General features: G+C 50.5%; 22 protein-coding genes. 10 read left to right on the top strand and 12 right to left on the bottom strand.

The genetic code is table 11. The annotated features are described in order from the left end of the window. Positions 1-74: 74 nt before the first annotated feature. The 5 genes from PAECUDRAFT_RS03670 to PAECUDRAFT_RS03650 form a co-directional block, all read right to left on the bottom strand. Positions 75-1049 carry an aromatic acid exporter family protein gene (locus PAECUDRAFT_RS03670; RefSeq protein ID WP_006036755.1) on the bottom strand — a complete coding sequence of 325 codons (975 nt, stop codon included), beginning with the start codon at positions 1047-1049 and terminating at the stop codon, positions 75-77. A gap of 42 nt (positions 1050-1091) precedes the next feature. Further along, complete coding sequence (locus PAECUDRAFT_RS03665) at positions 1092-1946, bottom strand: ABC transporter permease (protein ID WP_040711580.1); 855 nt, start codon at positions 1944-1946, stop codon at positions 1092-1094. After that, a complete protein-coding gene (locus PAECUDRAFT_RS03660; RefSeq protein WP_006036753.1) occupies positions 1939-2754 on the bottom strand; it encodes an ABC transporter ATP-binding protein in 816 nt (271 codons plus the stop codon). Before PAECUDRAFT_RS03660 ends, PAECUDRAFT_RS03665 begins: the two co-directional genes overlap by 8 nt. A 35-nt stretch (positions 2755-2789) precedes the next feature. Then, positions 2790-3806: an ABC transporter substrate-binding protein gene (locus tag PAECUDRAFT_RS03655; protein ID WP_006036752.1), complete on the bottom strand. Its 1017-nt coding sequence runs from the start codon at positions 3804-3806 to the stop codon at positions 2790-2792. Between the two features lie 626 nt (positions 3807-4432). Then, a complete protein-coding gene (locus PAECUDRAFT_RS03650; protein WP_006036751.1) occupies positions 4433-5950 on the bottom strand; it encodes a carboxypeptidase M32 in 1518 nt (505 codons plus the stop codon). Positions 5951-6063: 113 nt separating this feature from the next. On the opposite strand from PAECUDRAFT_RS03650, the gene PAECUDRAFT_RS03645 reads away from it, so the two are divergent. Together PAECUDRAFT_RS03645 and PAECUDRAFT_RS03640 are read left to right on the top strand one after the other, a co-directional pair. Continuing rightward, complete coding sequence (locus PAECUDRAFT_RS03645; RefSeq protein ID WP_006036750.1) at positions 6064-6384, top strand: iron-sulfur cluster biosynthesis family protein; 321 nt, start codon at positions 6064-6066, stop codon at positions 6382-6384. A 66-nt stretch (positions 6385-6450) separates the two neighbouring features. Then, a complete protein-coding gene (locus PAECUDRAFT_RS03640) occupies positions 6451-7026 on the top strand; it encodes a beta-class carbonic anhydrase (protein WP_006036749.1) in 576 nt (191 codons plus the stop codon). 83 nt (positions 7027-7109) lie between these two features. On the opposite strand, the gene PAECUDRAFT_RS03635 is transcribed toward PAECUDRAFT_RS03640, so the two are convergent. Further along, positions 7110-7649, bottom strand: coding sequence for a DUF309 domain-containing protein (locus PAECUDRAFT_RS03635; RefSeq protein ID WP_006036748.1), 540 nt, complete (start codon positions 7647-7649; stop codon positions 7110-7112). A gap of 111 nt (positions 7650-7760) precedes the next feature. On the opposite strand from PAECUDRAFT_RS03635, the gene PAECUDRAFT_RS03630 reads away from it, so the two are divergent. Together PAECUDRAFT_RS03630 and PAECUDRAFT_RS03625 are read left to right on the top strand one after the other, a co-directional pair. Next, positions 7761-8183, top strand: coding sequence for a hypothetical protein (locus tag PAECUDRAFT_RS03630; protein ID WP_006036747.1), 423 nt, complete (start codon positions 7761-7763; stop codon positions 8181-8183). A 2-nt stretch (positions 8184-8185) separates the two neighbouring features. Continuing rightward, positions 8186-8464 (top strand): YxcD family protein, encoded by a 279-nt coding sequence (locus PAECUDRAFT_RS03625; RefSeq protein WP_006036746.1) that lies wholly within the window; start codon positions 8186-8188, stop codon positions 8462-8464. Between the two features lie 274 nt (positions 8465-8738). Here the strand turns inward: PAECUDRAFT_RS03625 and PAECUDRAFT_RS03620 are convergent, their stop codons facing one another. From PAECUDRAFT_RS03620 to pdxR, 3 genes are all read right to left on the bottom strand, one after another. After that, entirely contained in the window at positions 8739-9251 is a 513-nt protein-coding gene (locus PAECUDRAFT_RS03620; RefSeq protein WP_006036745.1) for a DUF11 domain-containing protein, read from the bottom strand. A gap of 115 nt (positions 9252-9366) precedes the next feature. Further along, complete coding sequence (locus PAECUDRAFT_RS03615) at positions 9367-9969, bottom strand: ankyrin repeat domain-containing protein (RefSeq protein WP_233516720.1); 603 nt, start codon at positions 9967-9969, stop codon at positions 9367-9369. 91 nt (positions 9970-10060) lie between these two features. Continuing rightward, positions 10061-11569 carry a MocR-like pyridoxine biosynthesis transcription factor PdxR gene (gene pdxR / locus PAECUDRAFT_RS03610; protein WP_006036743.1) on the bottom strand — a complete coding sequence of 503 codons (1509 nt, stop codon included), beginning with the start codon at positions 11567-11569 and terminating at the stop codon, positions 10061-10063. Positions 11570-11717: 148 nt separating this feature from the next. Here pdxR and hisC point away from each other — a divergent pair, with 148 nt between their 5' ends. The 3 genes from hisC to PAECUDRAFT_RS25860 all read left to right on the top strand — a co-directional run bounded on the left by hisC (position 11718) and on the right by PAECUDRAFT_RS25860 (position 15141). Next, positions 11718-12794, top strand: a complete 1077-nt coding sequence (gene hisC / locus PAECUDRAFT_RS03605; RefSeq protein ID WP_006036742.1) for a histidinol-phosphate transaminase — start codon at positions 11718-11720, stop codon at positions 12792-12794. A 98-nt stretch (positions 12795-12892) separates the two neighbouring features. Beyond that, a complete protein-coding gene (locus PAECUDRAFT_RS03600; RefSeq protein ID WP_040711578.1) occupies positions 12893-14827 on the top strand; it encodes a glycosyl hydrolase family 18 protein in 1935 nt (644 codons plus the stop codon). A gap of 155 nt (positions 14828-14982) precedes the next feature. Beyond that, positions 14983-15141, top strand: coding sequence for a hypothetical protein (locus PAECUDRAFT_RS25860; protein WP_006036740.1), 159 nt, complete (start codon positions 14983-14985; stop codon positions 15139-15141). A gap of 112 nt (positions 15142-15253) precedes the next feature. Here PAECUDRAFT_RS25860 and PAECUDRAFT_RS03595 read toward each other — a convergent pair whose 3' ends face one another. From PAECUDRAFT_RS03595 to PAECUDRAFT_RS03585, 3 genes are all read right to left on the bottom strand, one after another. After that, complete coding sequence (locus tag PAECUDRAFT_RS03595) at positions 15254-15670, bottom strand: pyridoxamine 5'-phosphate oxidase family protein (RefSeq protein ID WP_006036739.1); 417 nt, start codon at positions 15668-15670, stop codon at positions 15254-15256. 171 nt (positions 15671-15841) lie between these two features. Continuing rightward, positions 15842-16966, bottom strand: a complete 1125-nt coding sequence (locus tag PAECUDRAFT_RS03590) for a hypothetical protein (RefSeq protein WP_006036738.1) — start codon at positions 16964-16966, stop codon at positions 15842-15844. Positions 16967-17300: 334 nt separating this feature from the next. Beyond that, a complete protein-coding gene (locus PAECUDRAFT_RS03585; RefSeq protein ID WP_006036736.1) occupies positions 17301-17747 on the bottom strand; it encodes a hypothetical protein in 447 nt (148 codons plus the stop codon). A gap of 135 nt (positions 17748-17882) precedes the next feature. Between PAECUDRAFT_RS03585 and PAECUDRAFT_RS03580 the strand changes: the two genes are divergently transcribed. From PAECUDRAFT_RS03580 to PAECUDRAFT_RS03570, 3 genes are read left to right on the top strand one after another with little or no spacing between them, the layout of a single operon-like run. Beyond that, positions 17883-18221, top strand: coding sequence for a hypothetical protein (locus tag PAECUDRAFT_RS03580; protein ID WP_006036735.1), 339 nt, complete (start codon positions 17883-17885; stop codon positions 18219-18221). A 7-nt stretch (positions 18222-18228) separates the two neighbouring features. Further along, positions 18229-19479 (top strand): glutathionylspermidine synthase family protein, encoded by a 1251-nt coding sequence (locus PAECUDRAFT_RS03575; RefSeq protein WP_006036734.1) that lies wholly within the window; start codon positions 18229-18231, stop codon positions 19477-19479. A gap of 19 nt (positions 19480-19498) precedes the next feature. After that, positions 19499-19930, top strand: a complete 432-nt coding sequence (locus tag PAECUDRAFT_RS03570) for a DUF350 domain-containing protein (protein ID WP_006036733.1) — start codon at positions 19499-19501, stop codon at positions 19928-19930. Positions 19931-19954: the final 24 nt, after the last annotated feature.

Below are 19954 nucleotides of genomic sequence, written 5' to 3'. Positions count from 1 at the left end.
ATTTAAAGTGTATGCAGGACATTCGTCTAGGGTGACTGAATCTTTGTAACGCCTCAACGAATTTTCTTCCCTATCTATTGTATGGCCTTAGAATCGCGAACATGACTCTTCTTTCGTTTGCTTCTTTTTGCCGTAGCGAGATACCGTTCAAGCTCTCTGCACAGCTGAAACAGCGAAGCGCGCACCTCGAACTCCTTGCGAGTCTGAGGAAGATCCATCGACCGGAACTCGTTTTCCAGCGCCGTCAGCCGTTCTTCCACTTTTCCTTCATAAACATCCGATTTCACGTCATCCATCAGCGATTCCAGCAGCTCCGCGATTTGCTCGCCCTGAGGCACGCTCTCATAGACGAATGCAAGCAGGACAAGCATTTGCTGAATGGAATCCAATTGATACTTCCGCATGAGAAAATACACTTCCCAATACCGTTCGCCTCGACCGAACCGATTTTCCCGGCTAACCGCCGCTCGAATTATGCCATGGTCAATCGCCTTATGCGCCTCCAGCAGCTCGTTGCCATCCCATACATGAGCCGGATCGCGAAGCGTATGTGCCATCTGCCGGAAAATTTCGCCGAACAGCCGCTCCGTTTCCGATCGCATCGCAGCCAAACGCTTCTCCTCCGTCGGCATATAGATGAGGTTTATGATCGTCGCCCAGCCTAAGCCAGCCAGCAACAGCATAATTTCATTCCGGATAAGCGCTGTTGTCACTTCGCCATGATCGAAGATATGAAAGACGATGACGGAGGACGTGACGATCCCGTCCTTCAGTTGGAATCGCGCAAGCAGCGGGAACGTCACGAGAATGAACAACGAGACGGCCCAAATATGGAACCCTAATGTCACAAATAGAATCGATGCAAGGAATAGTCCGAGCACGGCTGCGACGAAACGCACGAGGGAGCTTTTCAGCCCCTTCATTCGCGTGACCTCAACGCCGAGAATCGCCAAAATGCCCGCCGATAACGGCGGGCTCAGATCGAAATAAGCAGCAGTATAAATCGCCGCTAAAGCGGCTAACGCAGTTTTTATAACGCGAATTCCCATCACAGCATCCCTCATCCGCACAACCAAATTTGTTCTTTTATCCTACCGCTCGCGCCGTCTGCCAGTCAACCTATGCTCCAGTATCGACACAAGCTGATACATGATCGTCGCCACGATCGCGATAACGAATAAGCTGGCCAGCACGAGCGTGAAGTTGAACACTTGGAAGCCGTAAATAATGAGGTACCCGAGTCCGAGCTTTGCCACTAGAAATTCGCCGACGATCACGCCGACCCAGGATAAGCCGACATTCACCTTCAACGTCGATATGATAACGGGGAACGAGGCAGGTACGATGACGTACCAGAACGTTCGCAGCCGGGAAGCGCCGAACAGCCGGACAACCTTGATATACCCTTCTTCCACTTCGCGAAACTGATTGTATATGTTAAGGGTAGTGATGATGACCGTCACGGACAATGTTGTCACAACGATGGACAGGAAGCCCGGTCCGAGCACGACGATGAAGATTGGCCCGAGGGCAACCTTCGGCATGCTGTTCAACACGACCAAGTAAGGGTCCAATACGCGCGATACAAAAGGAAACAGCCAAAGCAATGCCGCGATCAGCGTGCCCAGCGCCGTGCCGAGAATAAAACCGCCAATCGTCTCTCCGACCGTCATCCCGACATGCGACCATATCGTGCCATCGCGCACCATATCACCGAGCAGATTCATAATGCGTGACGGGAAGCTGAACAGAAGCGGGTCGATCCATTTGTTCCGGCCCGCAGCTTCCCACAGTCCAATAAACAGGATCAACAGCACAGTCCGCACAACGAATACGGCCGTCGTACGGCGGCGCGTTCGCTTCTGATGCTCCGTATATAACGGCTTGATCCAGTCACTGGAGGCACTCGTATGGACGGATCGCTGTTCGTTCGAATCGTCAAGCATGCTGTCCACCCCTTTCCTCCAGCTCGCTCGTCAGCTGCTCTTCATGATCAAGCTCCGACCACAGCCGTTCGAATACCGCTTGAAAATCCGCATGGCGACGCGTCTCCATTGGCGGGATCGATCGCAATTGCTCCGGCGATTCGACCGTTAGCCGGATATGACCAGGATTCCGTCCGAGAACGATCACCCTGTCGCTCATGGCCGCGGCTTCAGCCAAATCATGCGTTACAAGGATGGCCGTCTGGCCGCGCCTTCGAATCGTTTGCCACACAAGATCCTCGAGCTGCAGCTTGATATGCATATCCAGTGCGGAAAAAGGTTCATCCAGCAGCATCATCTCCGGCTCTGTTGCCAGCGTCCGGGCAAGCGCGACTCGCTGGCGCATGCCGCCGGACAGCTCATGCGGGTAACGATCCTCTGTGCCGCCAAGCTCCAGCTCTTCCAGCAGACCATGCACGCGAGCCGCTCCCTCCTTGGTCAGCCTGCCGCTGATCTTCAGGCCGAGCTCGGCATTCTCCCGGATCGTGCGCCACGGGAACAAATAATCCTGCTGAAGCATATAGCCAACTGCCGTTGAAGGTTCGCTGACTGGCTTCCCGTCGATGAGCACGCTGCCGCGAGCAGGTTTCAGCAATCCTGCAATGAGATGCAGCAGCGTCGTTTTGCCGCAGCCGCTCGGCCCAACGAAGCTGACGAATTCGCCTGCTCGAATCGTCAGGTCGATGGAATCAACCGCGAGCGATGCGCCGTGGTCATTGACATATACATGCGATACGTTCCGCAGCTGCAGCTTCTCTAGCTCCGGCATTGCTCGCCCTCTCCTTTATCGATCGCAAATCGCAATTATTTAGAAGCTTCGATTGCCGCTTGCGCATATGTGGTATCGACCAATTTCTCGTAAGGAACGCGTTCTTTCAATTCGCCGGCCGTCGTCATGACGTCGAGCAGGTTGTTCCACTCCGCCTCGTCAACGATCGGATCGGATGCATACGAGCCTTGTTTTTTGTAGCGATCAATCGCGCTTACCGCGATGGCGCGGTCTGTATTTTGGAAATAAGGGAGCACAACATCAGCGATTTCCTCAGCTGAATGCTCCGCCACCCACCGCTGTGCTTGATGGATCGCGTTCGTGAACGACTGCACTGTATCTTTATGCTTGCTGATGAAGCTTTGCTTCGCCATGAATACCGTATAAGGCAGATGCCCGCTCTCTACCCCGAACGAAGCGACAACGTGGCCCTTGCCTTCCTTCTCGATGATCGACGCTTGCGGCTCGAACAGCTGCACGTATGCGCCTGTGCCGGACAAGAATGCTGCTGGAATATTGGCAAAATCAATGTTTTGAATCAGATTCAAATCCTTCTTCGGATCAATGCCATGCTTCTTCAGCGTGAATTCGCCTGCCATCTGCGGCATTCCGCCCTTACGCTGCCCGAGAAAATCTACGCCCTTCAGCGAAGACCAATCGAACGCGTCCACGGGCTTGCGCGCTACGAGGAACGTGCCATCCGTCTGCGTCAGCTGCGCAAAGTTTATGACCGGGTCATCCGCGCCTTGCTGCGCCACGTATATCGACGTTTCCGATCCTACCAGCGCAACGTCAATCGTATTCGAGAGCAGCGCCGTCATTGTTTTATCGCCGCCCGGCGTCGTCGTCAGCTCGACATCGAGCCCTTCTGCTTCAAAATAGCCTTTGGCAACCGCTACGTACTCCGGCGCATAAAACAGCGACCGTGTAACCTCGCCAATCGTTACTTTCGTTTTGCCGTCCCCTGATTTGCCGCATGAAGCCAGCAGCGATGCAATCATTACGATTGCCAGCGCCGCTGCGATCCAGCCCTTGCGCGCATTCCTTGTCATCGAGATCCCTCCATTATCCGTGCATTCGTTATTACGCTAACGAACCGGTATGCCTGTAGTTGAGTACTACAGCGTATGCATGGGCGGATGCGGAGGTGCATGCGAACTGAATGGTATAGGCCGAACTGCTGCGACACCAAACAAGGGATCTCCCACAAGCCGTTCCGGCTGGGGGCACCCCTGTTTTAACGCCTCAGCGAGCGGTTCGCGTTACGGTTGCAATTGCGGTTGCGTGCGAACTACGGTGTACATCCTATTGAAGGTGGAGTGGGTGGGCGTGCAGCAGCCTGCTCATTGCAGTTCGTACAACGGAACCAACGGTAGCACGGAAGTAAGGAGGCATCATTGCATTCTGGGCAACGGGAAAGCAGACTTTCCGGGCTTTAAGCACATCACGGCTCTTCTGGAATTTATCTCGTTGCATGAACTGCAATGGAAACCTTCGGGACGGGCCACTCCTGCCCTTCCCGTTGTACTAAATGCAACGACATGGCGGTGGCGGGCTGAGAGCAAAGCTCTGTCTCGCTAAGGCCGCATCATGTAGGACATCTACCATATGAGCAAATGAAAAAAGGCTGTCCCGAATGCCGATTCACAACGGCTTTCGGGACAGCCCCTACTTGGGCTTACAATTTATAAATATCTTTATATTTCCGTTCCAGATACGTCACTAGATGCGATGGATCCAGCGGTTTGCCCGTTGCGCCCACGATAATCTCGGACGGCGTCCGCGCCTTGCCCCACTTGTACACGCGCTCGGTCAGCCATTGCTTAATGGGCAGCAAATCGCCGCTTCCGACCAACTGCCAGAAGCTTGGCAGCTCGCGCTCCAGCGTATCCGCGATTTGCGCAGCGTACATATTGCCAAGCGAGTACGAAGGGAAATACCCGAACGCGCCGCCTGACCAATGCACGTCCTGGAGCACGCCATTCGCATTGCTGTCAGGAACGATGCCAAGATACTCGCGGTACTTGTCATTCCAGATTTGCGGCAGATCCGCTGCTTTCGCCCCTTCATTAAAGATCAGCTTCTCGATCTCATAACGGATGATGATGTGAAGGTTATATGTCAGCTCATCAGCCTCGATCCGGATGAGCGAAGGCGCTACGACGTTCGTCGCGCGATAGAAGTCGTCCACTGGCACATGATCCAACTGCCCTGGGAAGCGACTCGTCAGATCGCCGTAGTAGCGCTCCCAGAACGGACGGCTGCGTCCGATCACATTTTCCCAGAAACGGGACTGCGATTCGTGAATCCCCATCGACGTTCCCGTCGCAAGCGTCGTGCCGATCAAATCTTCGCCGATATTTTGCTCATACAGCGCATGACCGCCCTCATGGATCGTGCCGAACAAAGCGCTCGTAACATCATCTTGCAGGTAGCGCGTCGTAATCCGCACATCGCCCGGGTTCAAGCCTGTCGCGAATGGATGCACGCTCTCATCGAGTCTTCCGGCCTGGAAGTCAAAGCCCATCTGTTCGAGCACGAACAGGCTGAACGATTTTTGCGCATCCTTCGCATATTGCTGCTTCAAGAACGAGGTATTCGGCTGATGCGGCGATGCGGCAATGGCCGACGCCAGCGGAACCAGCTTGTCGCGCAGCCCGCTGAATACTCGGTCCAGCTCGGCAACGGTCATGCCCGGTTCGTACTGGTCGAGCAGCGTGTCATAACGCGTCGCTTTGGTACCCCACAGATCGATGAATTGATTCGTATAGTTAATGATTTTATCCAAATAAGGACGGAACTCTTCGTAATCGCCCTTCTCCTTCGCCTCTTCCCACGCCGACTCCGATTGCGAAGTCAGCACCACATATTCCTGATATAGCTGCGGTGGAATTAGAACGCTTCGGTCGTAATCCTTGCGCGTCTCCGCCACAAGGCGACGGTCGATATCGCTGAGCTGCTCGCTTGCTGCCGAGTCCTCCAGCTGGGAAAGCAGCTCGCCCATCTCCTTCGACGTTGACAGCTTGAACATTTCCGTCGATAACACGCCGATTGCCTCCGAACGGGTGTTGACGCCTTTGCGCGGCGCTCCCGTGCGCAGATCCCAATACAGCACGCCTAGCGCCTCATCATAGCTCTTGATTTGCTTGATTTTTTCTTTGAACGTATGTAATGCCTGCTCGTAGGTTGTCGTCATTCGTTCTCTCCACCTTTCATTTCTGATTGCATTCTACTTGATCATACTTTTTGAACCACTTATAATCAACTTTAATGCACATACTAGAGATAGATAGAGTGGAGGAGATCCTAATGCATATTACGTTTACCCCTTCGGCACAAGCCGCGCTTAAGCCGTATCTTGCAGACGGAAGTCGCCAGATCAAGCTTTTGTACGATACCGAAGGGTGCGGTTGTGTCGTTAGCGGCGTTCCCGCGCTGCAAATGATCGAGACTGGCGGGCCAGACGAAGCGCTCGGCAACGGCGATCCGTTTTCATTCTGGTACGAACCCCGCTTCGAAGTTTTTTTCGAGCCGAAGCTTCGCGTCGACTTCGACGAATCGCGCCATGCCTTCAGCCTGAAAAGCGACGGGCAAATTTATACGAACAACCTGCGGCTGCTGAAGTCGTGATCTCATACTCTCCATTTATCCGTCATTTTAAAAATATATGAACCCAAAACCAAGGAGGACTTTCCCATGACTCAATTAGATCAAATTATCGCGTACAACGAGCAATTCGTGCAAGACAAGCAGTATGAGCCTTACAAAACGGATAAATTCCCAAATCGCAAAATGGTCATTGTTACGTGTATGGACACGCGCCTGACTGAGCTTCTGCCTAAAGCTATGAACATCCATAACGGCGATGTCAAAATCATCAAAAATGCCGGCGCAATCGTCACGCAGCCGTTCGGCAACATTATGCGGAGCGTACTCGTAGCCATCTATGAGCTCGGCGCAGACGAAGTCGTCGTTATCGGCCACCATGACTGCGGCATGACCGGCATCAACCCCGAGAAAAGCGTTAGCAAAATGGTCGACCGCGGCGTATCCGGCGACACGATCAAGACGCTGAAAAACTCCGGCCTCGACCTGATGCGCTGGCTGCGCGGCTTCGAGAACGTTCATCAGAGCGTTGAGAACTCCGTTAATATCATTCGCAATCACCCGCTGCTGCCGCCAGGCACGCCGGTACACGGCCTGATCGTTCACCCAGAGACGGGCAAGCTGGAAGTCGTGACCGAAGGCTATCAAGCGCTTCTAGCCGAGTAAACCTTAAATCTACCGTAACAAATCAGGACACCTCCCATGCATCGCATGGTCAGGTGTCCTTGTTCTATCCATATGTAATTGGTTCATTCCGAATGACGCGCTTGCCGCTTCTGCTCCGCCGACAACGCCCTTGCCGCAACAACCTCGCTGCGATCCCTTGTCAGATGGCGATGAATGACCGACTCATCCGCCTCCGAGCTCGGCATTCCCCAGACCCATCCGTTTTCCTCACATTGCTGCAAGCATGCCGCCTTCAGCTGCGCATCTTGGATTGATAGCGTCATATCGGTGTAGCCGTACGTTGCATCCAGCTCCAGCAGCTTCCTGCGTTCAGCTAGCTCGCTCAACAATGCTCTTCCGTCCAACCCAAGCTGCTCCAGCTTGTCTGCATGAAGGCGTATAAGCGCCTGCGCCCACATTTTGAGCGCGCCTGCCCGATTGCCCCTGCGATGATGGTACAATCCGACTGCCAACTGAATGAGGCCGTGCCACGTATCGGTTAACGGCTCGTTCGGATGCTCTTTCCAATACTCTTCCAGCAATTCATGGCATTCAAAAAAATCGCGTGTTGCATGAAATTCGGACAAATAGGATATATATGATAGCGGATAACGTTGTTCCATCTCGGCCGCATCCCCCAGATCGTCTTATTTTTGAAACCAACGTTCATTGTAGCCGTAATAGGACTAGAGTGCAACGACAGCCTAACATCGAAATAACTGGAGGAGATTCACTTGTTCAAAAAAGCACTAGCCTTATTTATGGTCTTCACCCTGCTATTCGTCGTAGTGACGGAATCAGCTGACGCTAAGCCGCGCAGGTCCGTTAAATCGCCTAAGCAAAGCTACACGCAAACGCCTAAAAAGGATACCAACAACGTAAGCCAATCGAATCCGGGCTCCAAATCAGGATCGACAGCGAATACGACTGCCAAACGAGGATTTTTCAGCGGCGGCAGCTTCATGAAAGGCCTTATGATCGGCGGACTCGCAGGACTGCTGTTCGGCGGTATTTTCTCCAACATGGGATTTTTCGGAAACCTGATCGGTTTGCTGCTTAACGTATTCGCGATCTTCGCCTTGTTCGCGCTTATCCGGGCGGCCATTCAGTACTTCCGCCGAAACCGAACGAATCATGACAATCGGAGACGCTACTAAAGATGCGAATCCTAACCGATGAAATCATTAATGCCGTCTGTCTGCACATCGGAAGCCGAAGGGGCATCTCGCCTACCGAGGTTGAAGTGCAGCTGTCGTGGGATGAGGAATACGGCTTTACCGCCGAGGTTTGGGTGGAAGGCCGAAGCCAATATCTCGTGGAAGCGAACCTGCTTGAGGCAATCGAACGTTACATGCTGGAGCAGTACAACACACGCGTGTATCGCTCCCAGATTACGCTGGATGCCGACGAAGAGTTTTGGGCCGACATCACGATTTGAACATGATGGCTTAATGATGAATAGAGGGTGTCCCATAAGCGTAGCTTGGGGGCACCCTTTTTCAATATGGGAAACAAACCATCCGAAACGACCCGACCATTGATGAAAAGCCTGTAGTTCGGCGTCAATGGTTGGCGAGGCGCTCTAACGGACTCATGAGCCCTTATTGGGGCAGAATACGTCGCTTATTTTCTGTAACGGACCGAGCGGCCGCTATTTGACCCAATTCGTCCCCAAAGGCGATAAAACAGCTAAATAAAGGCTGTGGAGTCCGTTACATTTGTAACTGACGCGATTGGAGAAATATAGTGGCTCTGGAGTCCGTTAAAAAAGGAGCGCCCAATACCATTCTCCCCTTCACAAACCGGGTACCGGCAGGCAACGCATCGCTCAGCGTGACGTCGGTCAGATCCGTTCCCCCGCCATTTTCCATAGCAATGAGATAATCAATCGCAGAGCCTATGAACGAGAGCGAGACACCGGCTTTTTTGACAATACGCACCTGATTATCGAGAATCGGAACAGAGACGATGTTGGACGGAATTTCGATTGGTATAGGCAGGCTGCCAGGAGGCGCCAAATCGCCCTCGATAAACGCTTGGTTCAGCACAACAGCATTCGTCGGGAGGCTATCGACCAACGCGGAATACGTGATCAGAATACGCTGGGCGGACGCTATGCTGCCAATCGGAATTCCCTCTAACAAGCCGAATGGAATCGCGATAGACTGACCGTCTATACGTACGCTTGCCCGATCAATCCATATACCGAATTCATAAAAAGCCACCGAGTAGATTCATGTATTTACATACATCAATCTACTCGGTGGCTTAAGATTTAGAGACGTCTATTGGCTAAGTAGACAACACTCAAGGATAAATCGACTTTTAGATGAGATTAATTTACTTAGCCCCGGCTTTTACTAGAATGCGTTCAATCTCCGCAAAACCATTCCGTCTGGCATGCTGCAAAGAAGTCACGCCGTCTCGATCGGCAATATTTAAATCCGCGCCATGATCGACGAGCAGCTGCGCAATTTGCTGGTGACGCTGCCCGCCATTGCCCAGAATCGCAACCTCAAGCAGCGCAGTCCAACCCAAGTTGTTGATATGGTCGATGTTGACATCCGTGCTCGTCAGCAGCACTCTCACATTTTCTACATGACCTTTCTCAGCCGCGGGAATGAGGGCAGATCCCCCAAACCGGTTTGTTAGCTTTGTATCCGCTCCAGCCTCAATAAGGAGCTTCAAAATTTCCAAGCGGCCCTGTGCTCCGGCATATAGAAACGGATTATCCTTTATGTTGTCTTGCAGGTTCATATCCGCCCCGGCATCGATAAGAATGCGGACAATCTCCGGCTTATTCGCATGGGTTGCAGCTAACATTGCAGTCCGTCCCTTATGATCTCTTCCGTTCTTGTCGGCTCCTTGTTCCAACAGCTGTACAAGTTTCTGTACGTCCCCACGCTGAGCAGCTGCAATTAGCTCGTTTCCCAATTTCCCCACGTCCTATTCTGTCGATTTTCATCAGCCACGGGATTATTATACCAAATGGCCCCGCGATAGCTTTTACGCCACCGATATCCTCGGTATCCGATTACTCCGCTCGCCAAGCAATCGCTAACCGTGCAATTCCCTCCCGAATCGCCTCCTCTGTCAACCCGCCGAAGCCAATTAACACGGTAGACGAGTAATCCTGCGCATCGCTCGCTTGGAGCCAGTACCCGGAAATCGGGTACACGCTAACTCCGGCTGCTGCTGCTCTGGCAATCATCTCTTGCTCCGATAACCCATTGTGGAGCCGTATCAGCATATGGAGACCGGACTGTTCGCCGATGACTTGAACTTTACCTCCGCTTCCTTCTTCGGGTTCCACTTGAAAAATGCTGCGAATCGTATGAAGCGCCGTGTCTCGCTTGCGCTGATACAAAGCACGCATCGTGCGCATATGGCGTCCGAAACCGCCTGACGACATGAATAAACGCATCGCATGCTGAAAAACCGTAGAAGCGAACTGGTCATAGCTGTGTCTCCGCTCCTGAAACCGCGCAAGCAGCGCCGGCGGAAGTACGGCATAGCTTAATCGAAACGAAGGCGTCACTGCTTGCGAGAAGGTTCCGATATAAACGACGGAGCCCTGCTCGTCCAGCCCCTGAAGCGCTGGAATCGGACGTCCCGCGTACCGAAACTCGCCGTCATAATCATTTTCGATGATGTAAGCGCCTGTGTCCGCTGCCCATTGCAAGAGCTTTAATCGCTTGGCGACCGCTAACGTCATACCTAGCGGATATTGATGCGAGGGCGTGACATAAGCGGCCCGTGCTGACGATGGACAACTATTCCGCAGTTCATCTACGTTTATCCCATCCGCTTCGAGCACGAATGGTTGAACCTGCAGCCGATGGCGCTCAAACAATCGCTGAACCCCCTCATTCACTGCTGCCTCTGAAGCGATAAGCTTCTCCGAATCCTCGTCATAGATAAGCATTAGCGCCAGGTCTAAGGAATGATACGTACCTGCTCCGACTACAATCGACTCCGGCGTACAACGCACGCCTCGCGTTCGATGCAAATAGGCTGCGATTTCTTCCCGCAGCTCCCGCTCCCCTTGCAGCTCGCCATGCTGATACAACCGACCATTGTCCAGATGCAAGCATTCATTCATCCATTTGCGCCACGCCGCTGCAGGAAACCTCGACCAATCGATAGCGCCAACGCCGAAATCGATCACTGGATCGATAAGACGGTTCCCGCCAGACGACACCTCGCTGGAAGCCGTGATCGGCTGATCATGGTCTCGACCCTCTCGCCGCTTCTGTCCTGCGCCTCTCATTCCGCTAGCTGATTCCGCCGCTTCTGGCAGCGCTTCTGCGAAAATCCCGCTGCGCGGCCTTGTCCGCACATACCCTTCCGCTTGCAGCTGATCATACGCCAGCGCGACTGGCGTCCGGCTAATGCGCAGCCGCTGTGCCAGCTCTCTAACGGAAGGCAGCTTCGTGCCGGCTACGATCCGCCCCTCCACCATCTCCTTGCGAACATACCGGTACAGCTGGATATAGATCGGCTCTCCCGAATGCTCATCGATAAAAGGCGTCAGCTCCGCCATAAACAATCCCCTTCTTTTCCTATCTGTCACTTTCAATTCTCTGAATCTGCACCTTTATCATATGACAGATGCATCGTAAGATCATCCTATCATCGACACAGCCAAAAGAAAAGAAGTCGTCATCACCCAATCAAGAGGAGGAACTAACATGACCTACGCACTCCCCCACGTTAGCCAATTGAAGCCTTACAGCAGCGTGCCCTCGGCACAGGAAAGACCAGAAGCAGCAGCGACGATCAAGCTGGATCAAAATGAGAGTCCCTACCCGCCTTCCCCGTTCGTTCGCGAGCAAATGAAGGCGCTGTTGGAGCAAGCCGTCAGCCGTTATCCTTCTGCCGATTACGGAAAGCTCAAGTCCGCTATCGCTGAGCATCACGCCGTAAGTCCTGCGCAGATCATCTGCGGCAACGGCTCAAGCGAGCTGATCACGATGCTTTTCCATACGTTCATCGGCCTTGGCGGCACGATCGCAATGCCTTATCCCTCGTTCAACTTTTATGAAACGGCGGCTAACGCTGCACAGGCTAAGCTCATTCGCGTTGAAACGCGCGCAGATTTCACGATTGACGTCGATGCGCTCCTTGCTGCTCAAGCAGCGGCAATTGCGCTCGTCAATCCGAATGCGCCGACTGGTCGGCTGCTCGCCCTTGGCGAGGTGGAGCGACTTGTCCGCTTGTCAAAAGGGCTGGTCGTGATCGACGAAGCGTATATCGATTTTGCCGGGCTGCCGCATACCGCGATCCCGCTCGTTGAGAAGTATCCGAATCTCCTCGTGCTGCGGACGTTTTCCAAAGCGCATGGACTCGCCGGAACGCGAGTCGGTTATGGCCTCGGACATCCGTCCATCATCGATGCGCTCCATTTGACCAAAACAATCTACAACATCAGCGCCACGAGCGAATCGCTGGCGATTGCCGCACTTGCGGATCAAGCGTACACTAAGCAAATCGCGGCCAACATTCGCACAACGCGTATTCAGACAGAAGCAGCGCTTCGAAAGCTCGGGTTCGACGTCGTCCCTTCCGATACGAACTTCCTCCTCTGCACGCCGCCGGATCGTGACGCCACACCTGATGCTCCTGCGCTCAAGCGCAGGTTGGCCGAGCATGGCGTGGCTGTAAGATATTTTGACGCGCCTCGCTTGCAGGACAAGATTCGGATCTCGATCGGAACCGAGGAGGAAATGAAAGGCGTAATGGCACTCATCCAACAATGGTACCAGTGAAAACGCTCTATTAATTAATGATAGTAATTACCAAGAAACCTCTCTCGGAAACTTGCGTCTAATAGAGTAGACCAATCAGAGGGAGTGTGAACAGCAGCTTGCAACTTAAACATTGGATTGCGGCGGGCGCGCTTGTAATGGCCCTTCAGGCTGGAGCAACATCATGGGCATCCGCCGCTGAATCTACGAAAATGACACAGTACAGAGTCTATCAGAACGACAGCGCATTAAAGGAATTCGCCGACTATAATCGAGCGGTAGCTTATGCAAAGTCATTTGCCTACAGCCACGTCGAGAAAATTTCGGGACGCTACTGGAAATGGGACAACATCCCCCGCTACGCGGTTTACCAGAGCGGCGTGACCAAATCAAGCTGGCAATTTAAATCGTATAACGACGCCTTGAGACTCGCCAAGACGATGCGTAATGTGTACATACGCGATTTGCAGCAACCGGGATGGGCTTACAGCCAGATCGGCTCCTTCCAGCTTTATCAAGGAGACAGCACAAAGCCGAATTGGACGTTCCCTACGCTCGCAGCGGCCAAGCAGGAAGCGGCCAAATGGTCCAATGCGCATGTGATCGATTTGGCGACCAACCTATGGGTGTGGAGCAATCTAACCGCCGCTCAGAAGCAGCAGCAGCAGGCTGGCCCGACCAATTATACCGTGACATCGGAGGTTGGTTCGGAGGATGGCGCTGCTTATGCGTTCCTTTACGATGCGATCCAAGCGGCGTCCAAAATCCCGAATAGCCAAGTCATCAATTCGGCGACCAACACGGTCGTCCATTCCAATATTCCCGCATTCGAGGTTCGTCAGAATGGTCGGAAAATTGGCGTTTACACCGGGCTGTTGGCAGCTGTGAATGCAGCGAAGCCCTTTGCGAATGCGCAAGTTATGCAAGGAGACAAAGAGCTATGGACGAACATCCCTTATCTCGGCGTCTACCAAGGCGAAACTAAAATCGGCGCGTTCCATACAGTGAGCGGTGCAGTGGCGTATGCAGCCAAATTCGCCCGTTCAACGGTGACGACCTCGGATGGACATTCCATTTGGTCCAATGTGCAGTCGTTGGCCTACTTAGGCTGGAACGGAACCGCTGCCGTCGGCACGATTCAGAGCCAGCTGGCGAATACGCAAGGGCTCGACATTACGTCGCCGACCTGGTTCTCGCTTAAGGACGGTTCCGGCACATTAACTGACCTGTCCAACAATGAATTGGCCGCGTCCCTGCACGCGCGCGGGTTGCGAATTTGGCCGCTTGTCCATAATGATTTTGATGCGAAAAGGACGAACCAATTCCTCTCGAATCCGCAGGCTAGACAGCAGTTCGTCCAGAAGCTGGTCAGCAGACTGAAGGCGCTTGGCGCCGAGGGCGTCAATCTTGATTTTGAAGGCGTTTCGTACGCGAATCGCGCTGCACTTACGTCCTTCGTCTCGCAACTAACGTCTGCTGCGCATGCGCAAGGTCTCAAAGTGTCGATCGACCTGCTTCGCGGCGACATCGCATGGAACAACAGAACCGCTTATGATATCGAAGCTATCGGCAAAATCGTCGATACCGTCATCATTATGGCTTATGATCAATATTGGCAAGGCAGCGACACGCCCGGCTCCGTCGCTGGACTCGACTGGGTGAAGGAAGGCGTGCAGCAGTACCTCGATTACGGTATTCCACGCTCGAAGCTCATGCTCGGCGTCCCGTTCTATGTACGGGAATGGAAGCTGGATGCGAATGGGCAAATCGTGAAGGATAGCAACGGCGAATATGTTTCTCGCGCAGTTATCATGAGCCAAGTGCCGAAATTGATTGCGGACAAAGGCGCTGTTGGCACCTATGATCCAGAGTTTGGCCAGACCAAATACAAATATTACGAGAACGGCTACACCTACGTGTTCTGGTCCGAAACCGCGAATACGATTCTGGAGCGAATTTCGATTGCGCAGCAATATGATCTCGCAGGCGTTGCATTCTGGCGGCTGGGGTATGAGAGCACGGATTTGTGGACGTCGATGCTGCGGGAGAAGTGACGGAGTGAACTGATTTGTTCCTTGTTTCAGGATGCGATTGAAAATTGCAAGATTCAGGCATCGTAATTAGGGGTTAGCCTGCCGTATATTTCCTCACTTTGCAGACAGAATTGGGATGCATGCTTGTATCTGTTTGTGGAAGAGGAGGTCATTCGATGGATAGTGCAGCAAGAGAACAATCGGGGGAGCTCGGCATTTACGAGTCCTTCCCCTTCCCTGTCGCTCAAATCAATGATGACGACGTGCTGAGAATTCAGCAGCTGGAGCAGGATTTGGGCGTGGTGTTGGTGGCTTATGAGGGTGGCGAGGGTTAATGTTAATCCGCGCTAGTCAGTTTATGTAGACCGGGAATGATGCAAAAAGAAGGCTTTCACACGAGTCCTTTCCTTCATGAGGGGCGTGTTGATAGCCTTCTTTTTCGTTCCTTTAATACAATTGGCTCTTATAGCCTTCATTCAAGTCTATAGCCAATTGCTCTTCCATCACATTCAAAAACCTCGCATGGTCAATCAGCATGCGGGGAAAGGTAGGAAGTTGTTCTTTGGGGAACCACGATTCCGGAGTCCATAGCCCCGATCGGATGAACGCCCTCGCACAATGCGTGTAACACTCCTCCACCTCTACGCCGATTCCGAATAAAGGACTACGTCCGTTTGCAACGCATTGTTCGAGAAGCTCCGGATCCCGACTTACGAACGCTTTCCCATTCACCCGCAGCGTCTCTCCAAAGCCCGGAATAAAAAACTGAATACCGATATGCGGGTTTGTCAAAATATTTTGAACCGAGTCCATCCTCCGATTGCCTGGACGTTCGGGAATAAATAGATCCTGTTCGTCGAGCACAAGTTTCCTCATGCATCATCGTATGATGGGGAAATACCCGAAAGGTTATAGGTGCAGACATGAACGCTAGATTTCGTGAACTACTGCAAAAACCTTTTCGCCCGCCACTAGCTCAGACGTTATCGCCTAGATGCGCATGTTCGCATGGTCAGTAGACAATTTGAGTATAAACTATACTTTACATATTAAACGATTTTCGAGATTTCTTATTTCATTTTGTATGACAATAATTTCAGAACGGCTTATGGAAATTATTTCTGGTTTAGAGTAAGGTGTAAGGTCACAATCCTTGAAATACCTTTTAAGGTTTTCTTGAATCTTTTTAGCATAATTTCTTTCAGCAAAAATCGAGGCGTTTGAATTAAACTCACTAGATTCATATAAATTACTTATTGCTTTTTGTACATAAAAGAAATCATTTAAATAAAATTGTATCCATTCTATATACCATAAAGGATAGTTAAAAATCCCGGTATGTATATACGAATTAACCCACTTATTGATTAATTCTAAAATATTTATATCTACCGATAACGCAATCCTCTTATTACTTATTTCTTTTTTTATATATTTAATTAATTGAGTTATTGGAACATCTGCTAAAGAACCATTTGATTTATTACGTTTTAAATATAAAATTCCCAATCCTCTTTTAATTTGAACTTCAATGGCCTGTCTTATAAGAAATACAGCTGATTCTACAACTGGATATTGATATGTGAAATTATATTCGATCATTTGTCTTGAAAGAGGAAAAATCTCCATGCTTACAAGTCGCGATTGCCTCCTACTTGAGAAACCTCCTAAACATTCTGCATCGAACAGCATATTACCATATGTATTTATTAATCCTTCGAAAGTATCAGAATAAAACAAACTAGTAGATGTATAATCTATTATCTTTTTATGTAGTCGGTTTAGCGAACAAATAGCAGCAATACTTTGTACCTCTAGGTCATTACAAGTCTCATCATTTAATAAAACTCTCAAAATCCCTGAAATAGTATACTTATTTTTGGTTACTTTACTTTTTAAATTCTGTATTTCTTCATTATGTATTAATTCAAATGTCTTTAAAAATTCTTCTCTATTTAAATGGTATGAATGTAAAAGAGCAAGTGTTTTGGGTGGGTAATTATTAGCGTATTGAGGGTACGTTTCATTCGCTTTCATCTCGAAGTACTCTTCAAACATCTTCGTTACTTCGTCTAACTGGAGATTCTGTTTATTATTTTTCTCAAGGAAACTACTTATTAGTTCCGAAATATCGTTTGGATCAAGATTATAATACCCCATACGATCAAGACTCCTTTAGATAAAATTAAAATATTTCAAATATGTCTATAAATATGATTAACAATCTTACTAGCCAAATCACTACTGCATCCGTCTAATTTGTAGAGTGCCAAGGCATAAAAACGGATCGGCGATAGGTATTACTCGGGTCGATGAGATTAGAATTACCCTCTCTTATTCACTTTAGATTCATTCAAAATAAAATTATAAATATTCACTAGATACATTTTATAATTTCCTGTTGAACTCTCATGTTGATCGCATAAATATTTAAGTTTTTTATCTCTTTGATCTTCGTTCATCCTTAATTCCTCTCTTTAAACTTTCCCCCCACCTACTCCTCCAACCCCTTCACATAAACCACATAACACCCACGATCCTCGTCTACTTCCGTCGACGTCGTATACATCTGCCCAAACCCCGGCACGTCCACAACATCCTTCAATAAGTATCGCATCACGGAGTAATGGTCCGAGCAATGCCGCTCCGCCAGTCTTCTTCCACCCTCGCTTGGCTTTCTGAATTCAACAAATATGCCTTGACCGCGATAATTCACTTCATCCATGTATCTTTCATTAGGCCCGAGTTCTTTTATAATTAACGCTTCTTCTTCATACTGCATTTCGTTCGAAAGAAGCTCATATTGTCTGCCGTTGGCGACCAGATAAGTGCAAAGCTGGCGCGCATACATTTCGTCGATGCCGACATTACCCGAATAATAGGACATAAACGTCTGGTATTGGTCGTATCCTGTTTTGATATAATAAGTGAGTTTATTCATGGTCGATCACTCCAAGTTCCATTTTTTAAAATGATACCATTTTTTTGAGAAATATTTCGTTTTTTGCTCTATTCTTTTTCTATGTGTTTTATAATGAAAGACGATTTGAATTTTTAATTGGAGGGTCTTTTGTTCATGAAGAGCAGTTTAACCAAAAAAGTGATGCTGGGCATTTCAACGGTAGCCGTGGCGTCGGCGATGTCGGGATGCGGCCAGACGACCTATCCGGAGCCATCTCCGCCAAGGCCGCCGAACGATATCAGTTGCAACGATTGGGAATGGAACAGCACGCAAGGCGTCTATGAGTGTGACGATTCAAGCTCATCCCACTATCGGTCTTATTATCATAATAATCGTTATTATTCTTCCAGTTCCTCCTTGCACAAAGATAGTTCTTACAAATCGTACAAGTCGACGTTAACGCCGAAGAAGAGCTCCGGATTTGGCAAAGGCAGCTTCAGCAGCGGAGGCTAAGTCGCCAATGGATACGGAACACGCTGAACGACGCAAACGATTTTACGACGCTATTCCCGACTATTGGGCTGATCTGTATGGGCAAGAATACTCGCTATTCGACGTCTACGAAGTAGCGAAGGAAGATGTATTAAGGATTCGAGAAGCGACGCAGCGCATCGGGCATATTTTTTTCAAAACCGCCCAACTGCTTCGTGCCGTCGACGACAAGACGCTGCTCGATCTCGGCTTCCCGCCCGAAACGCTCCCCTACATTCGACTGAATCACCTATCCGTCGAGAGCGTAATTGCAAGGCTGGACCTCGTGCAGCAGAACGATACGTTCAAATGCTTGGAAATCAACGCGGACACGCCGACATTCATTAAGGAGCTTCATGCGATTAATAGCCTCGTGTGTGAAGCGTTTGACTTGCCCAATCCGAATGCTGGCTATGAGCGCCAGCTCGCTTTAGCGGTCGAAAGGGCGATCGTCGAAAGCCTCGACCGGCTGCAAGTGGACTTCGATCTTTCGAGTCCGAATGTCGTGTTTACTGCGCATCAGGATAATGTCGAGGATGCCAATACAGCTGCTTACTTAATGGGCTTGTCGAATATTCCAGCACGGTTTGTCCCGCTGGATCAGCTGCAAATCGTGCAGCATGACGGACTTTATGATGACAACGGTGACCGGGTTGACATACTCTATCGGCAAACGTTCCCCATCGAAAATCTGATCGAGGATCACGATGAGGAAGGCAATCCGATCGGCTTGTGGCTGCTGGAGCTGATCCAGCAAGACAAGGTTGCGGTCGTGAATCCTCCCTCCGCCTTCTTATTGCAGTCCAAGGCGGTGCAGGCCGTCATCTGGGGATTGTATGAGGAACGAAATCCGTTTTTCGACGAGACCGAGCTTGGATGGATTGAAGCTTATTTTTTGCCGACCTATTTAGAGCCGGATTCGTTCTTGAGCAGCAATACGCCCTACGTTAGCAAGCCTTCCTTCGGCAGAGAAGGCGATACGGTGACGATTTTCAACGGGCAAGGCGAGCTGGAATTGAAGGATGCGAATGATTCGTATACGCACTTCCTGCCTGTCTATCAGCAGTACATTGAACTGCCGACGACGAATTTCCATACGGAATCAGGCATCAAGCATGGCTCTGTCATGTTCGGCAGCTTCCTCATTGGCGGTCAGGCTGGAGCGATCGGCATCCGAGTCGGCAATCGCATCACGGACAATTTATCCTATTTTTTACCGATAGGCATTACTAAAACATAAACAAAGGGAGTTATAAGCAATGAGCGATAATTTGTATGTGGATTTCATTTCTTATGCATTGGTAGGGTTCGCGATTCTGATCGTAGGTCTGTTCCTATTCGAAATTACGACGAAAAATAAAGAGTTTGCATTAATTTTCAAAGGAAATGTATCGGCGGCGCTTTCGTTGGGCGGAAGGCTGATTGGGCTTGCCATCGTCGTACGCGCAGCGGCGGAAAACTCGGTGTCCCTGTCGGATATGCTGATCTGGGGCTTAATCGGAATCGTGGCGCTCATCGTCCTCTTCTATATTGCGGAGGGCATTTCGATTCTGGTTGGTAAAATGACGCACGTCAAGGTGACGATCGTGTCTGCCGTTGATAACAACAATATCGCGGTTGGTCTGCTGATTCTCGTCATTTCTGTCGCGGTCGGCATGGTTATCGCGGGCTGTCTGTCGTATGAAGGTTAGGTTGCTAATCAGAACATAATAACA

Origin of the sequence: Paenibacillus curdlanolyticus YK9, assembly GCF_000179615.1 — a bacterium.
GTDB classification, from domain to species: domain Bacteria; phylum Bacillota; class Bacilli; order Paenibacillales; family Paenibacillaceae; genus Paenibacillus_T; species Paenibacillus_T curdlanolyticus.
The sequence above is the reverse complement of the archived record's forward strand: the minus strand, read 5'-3'. Positions and strand labels throughout refer to the sequence as shown.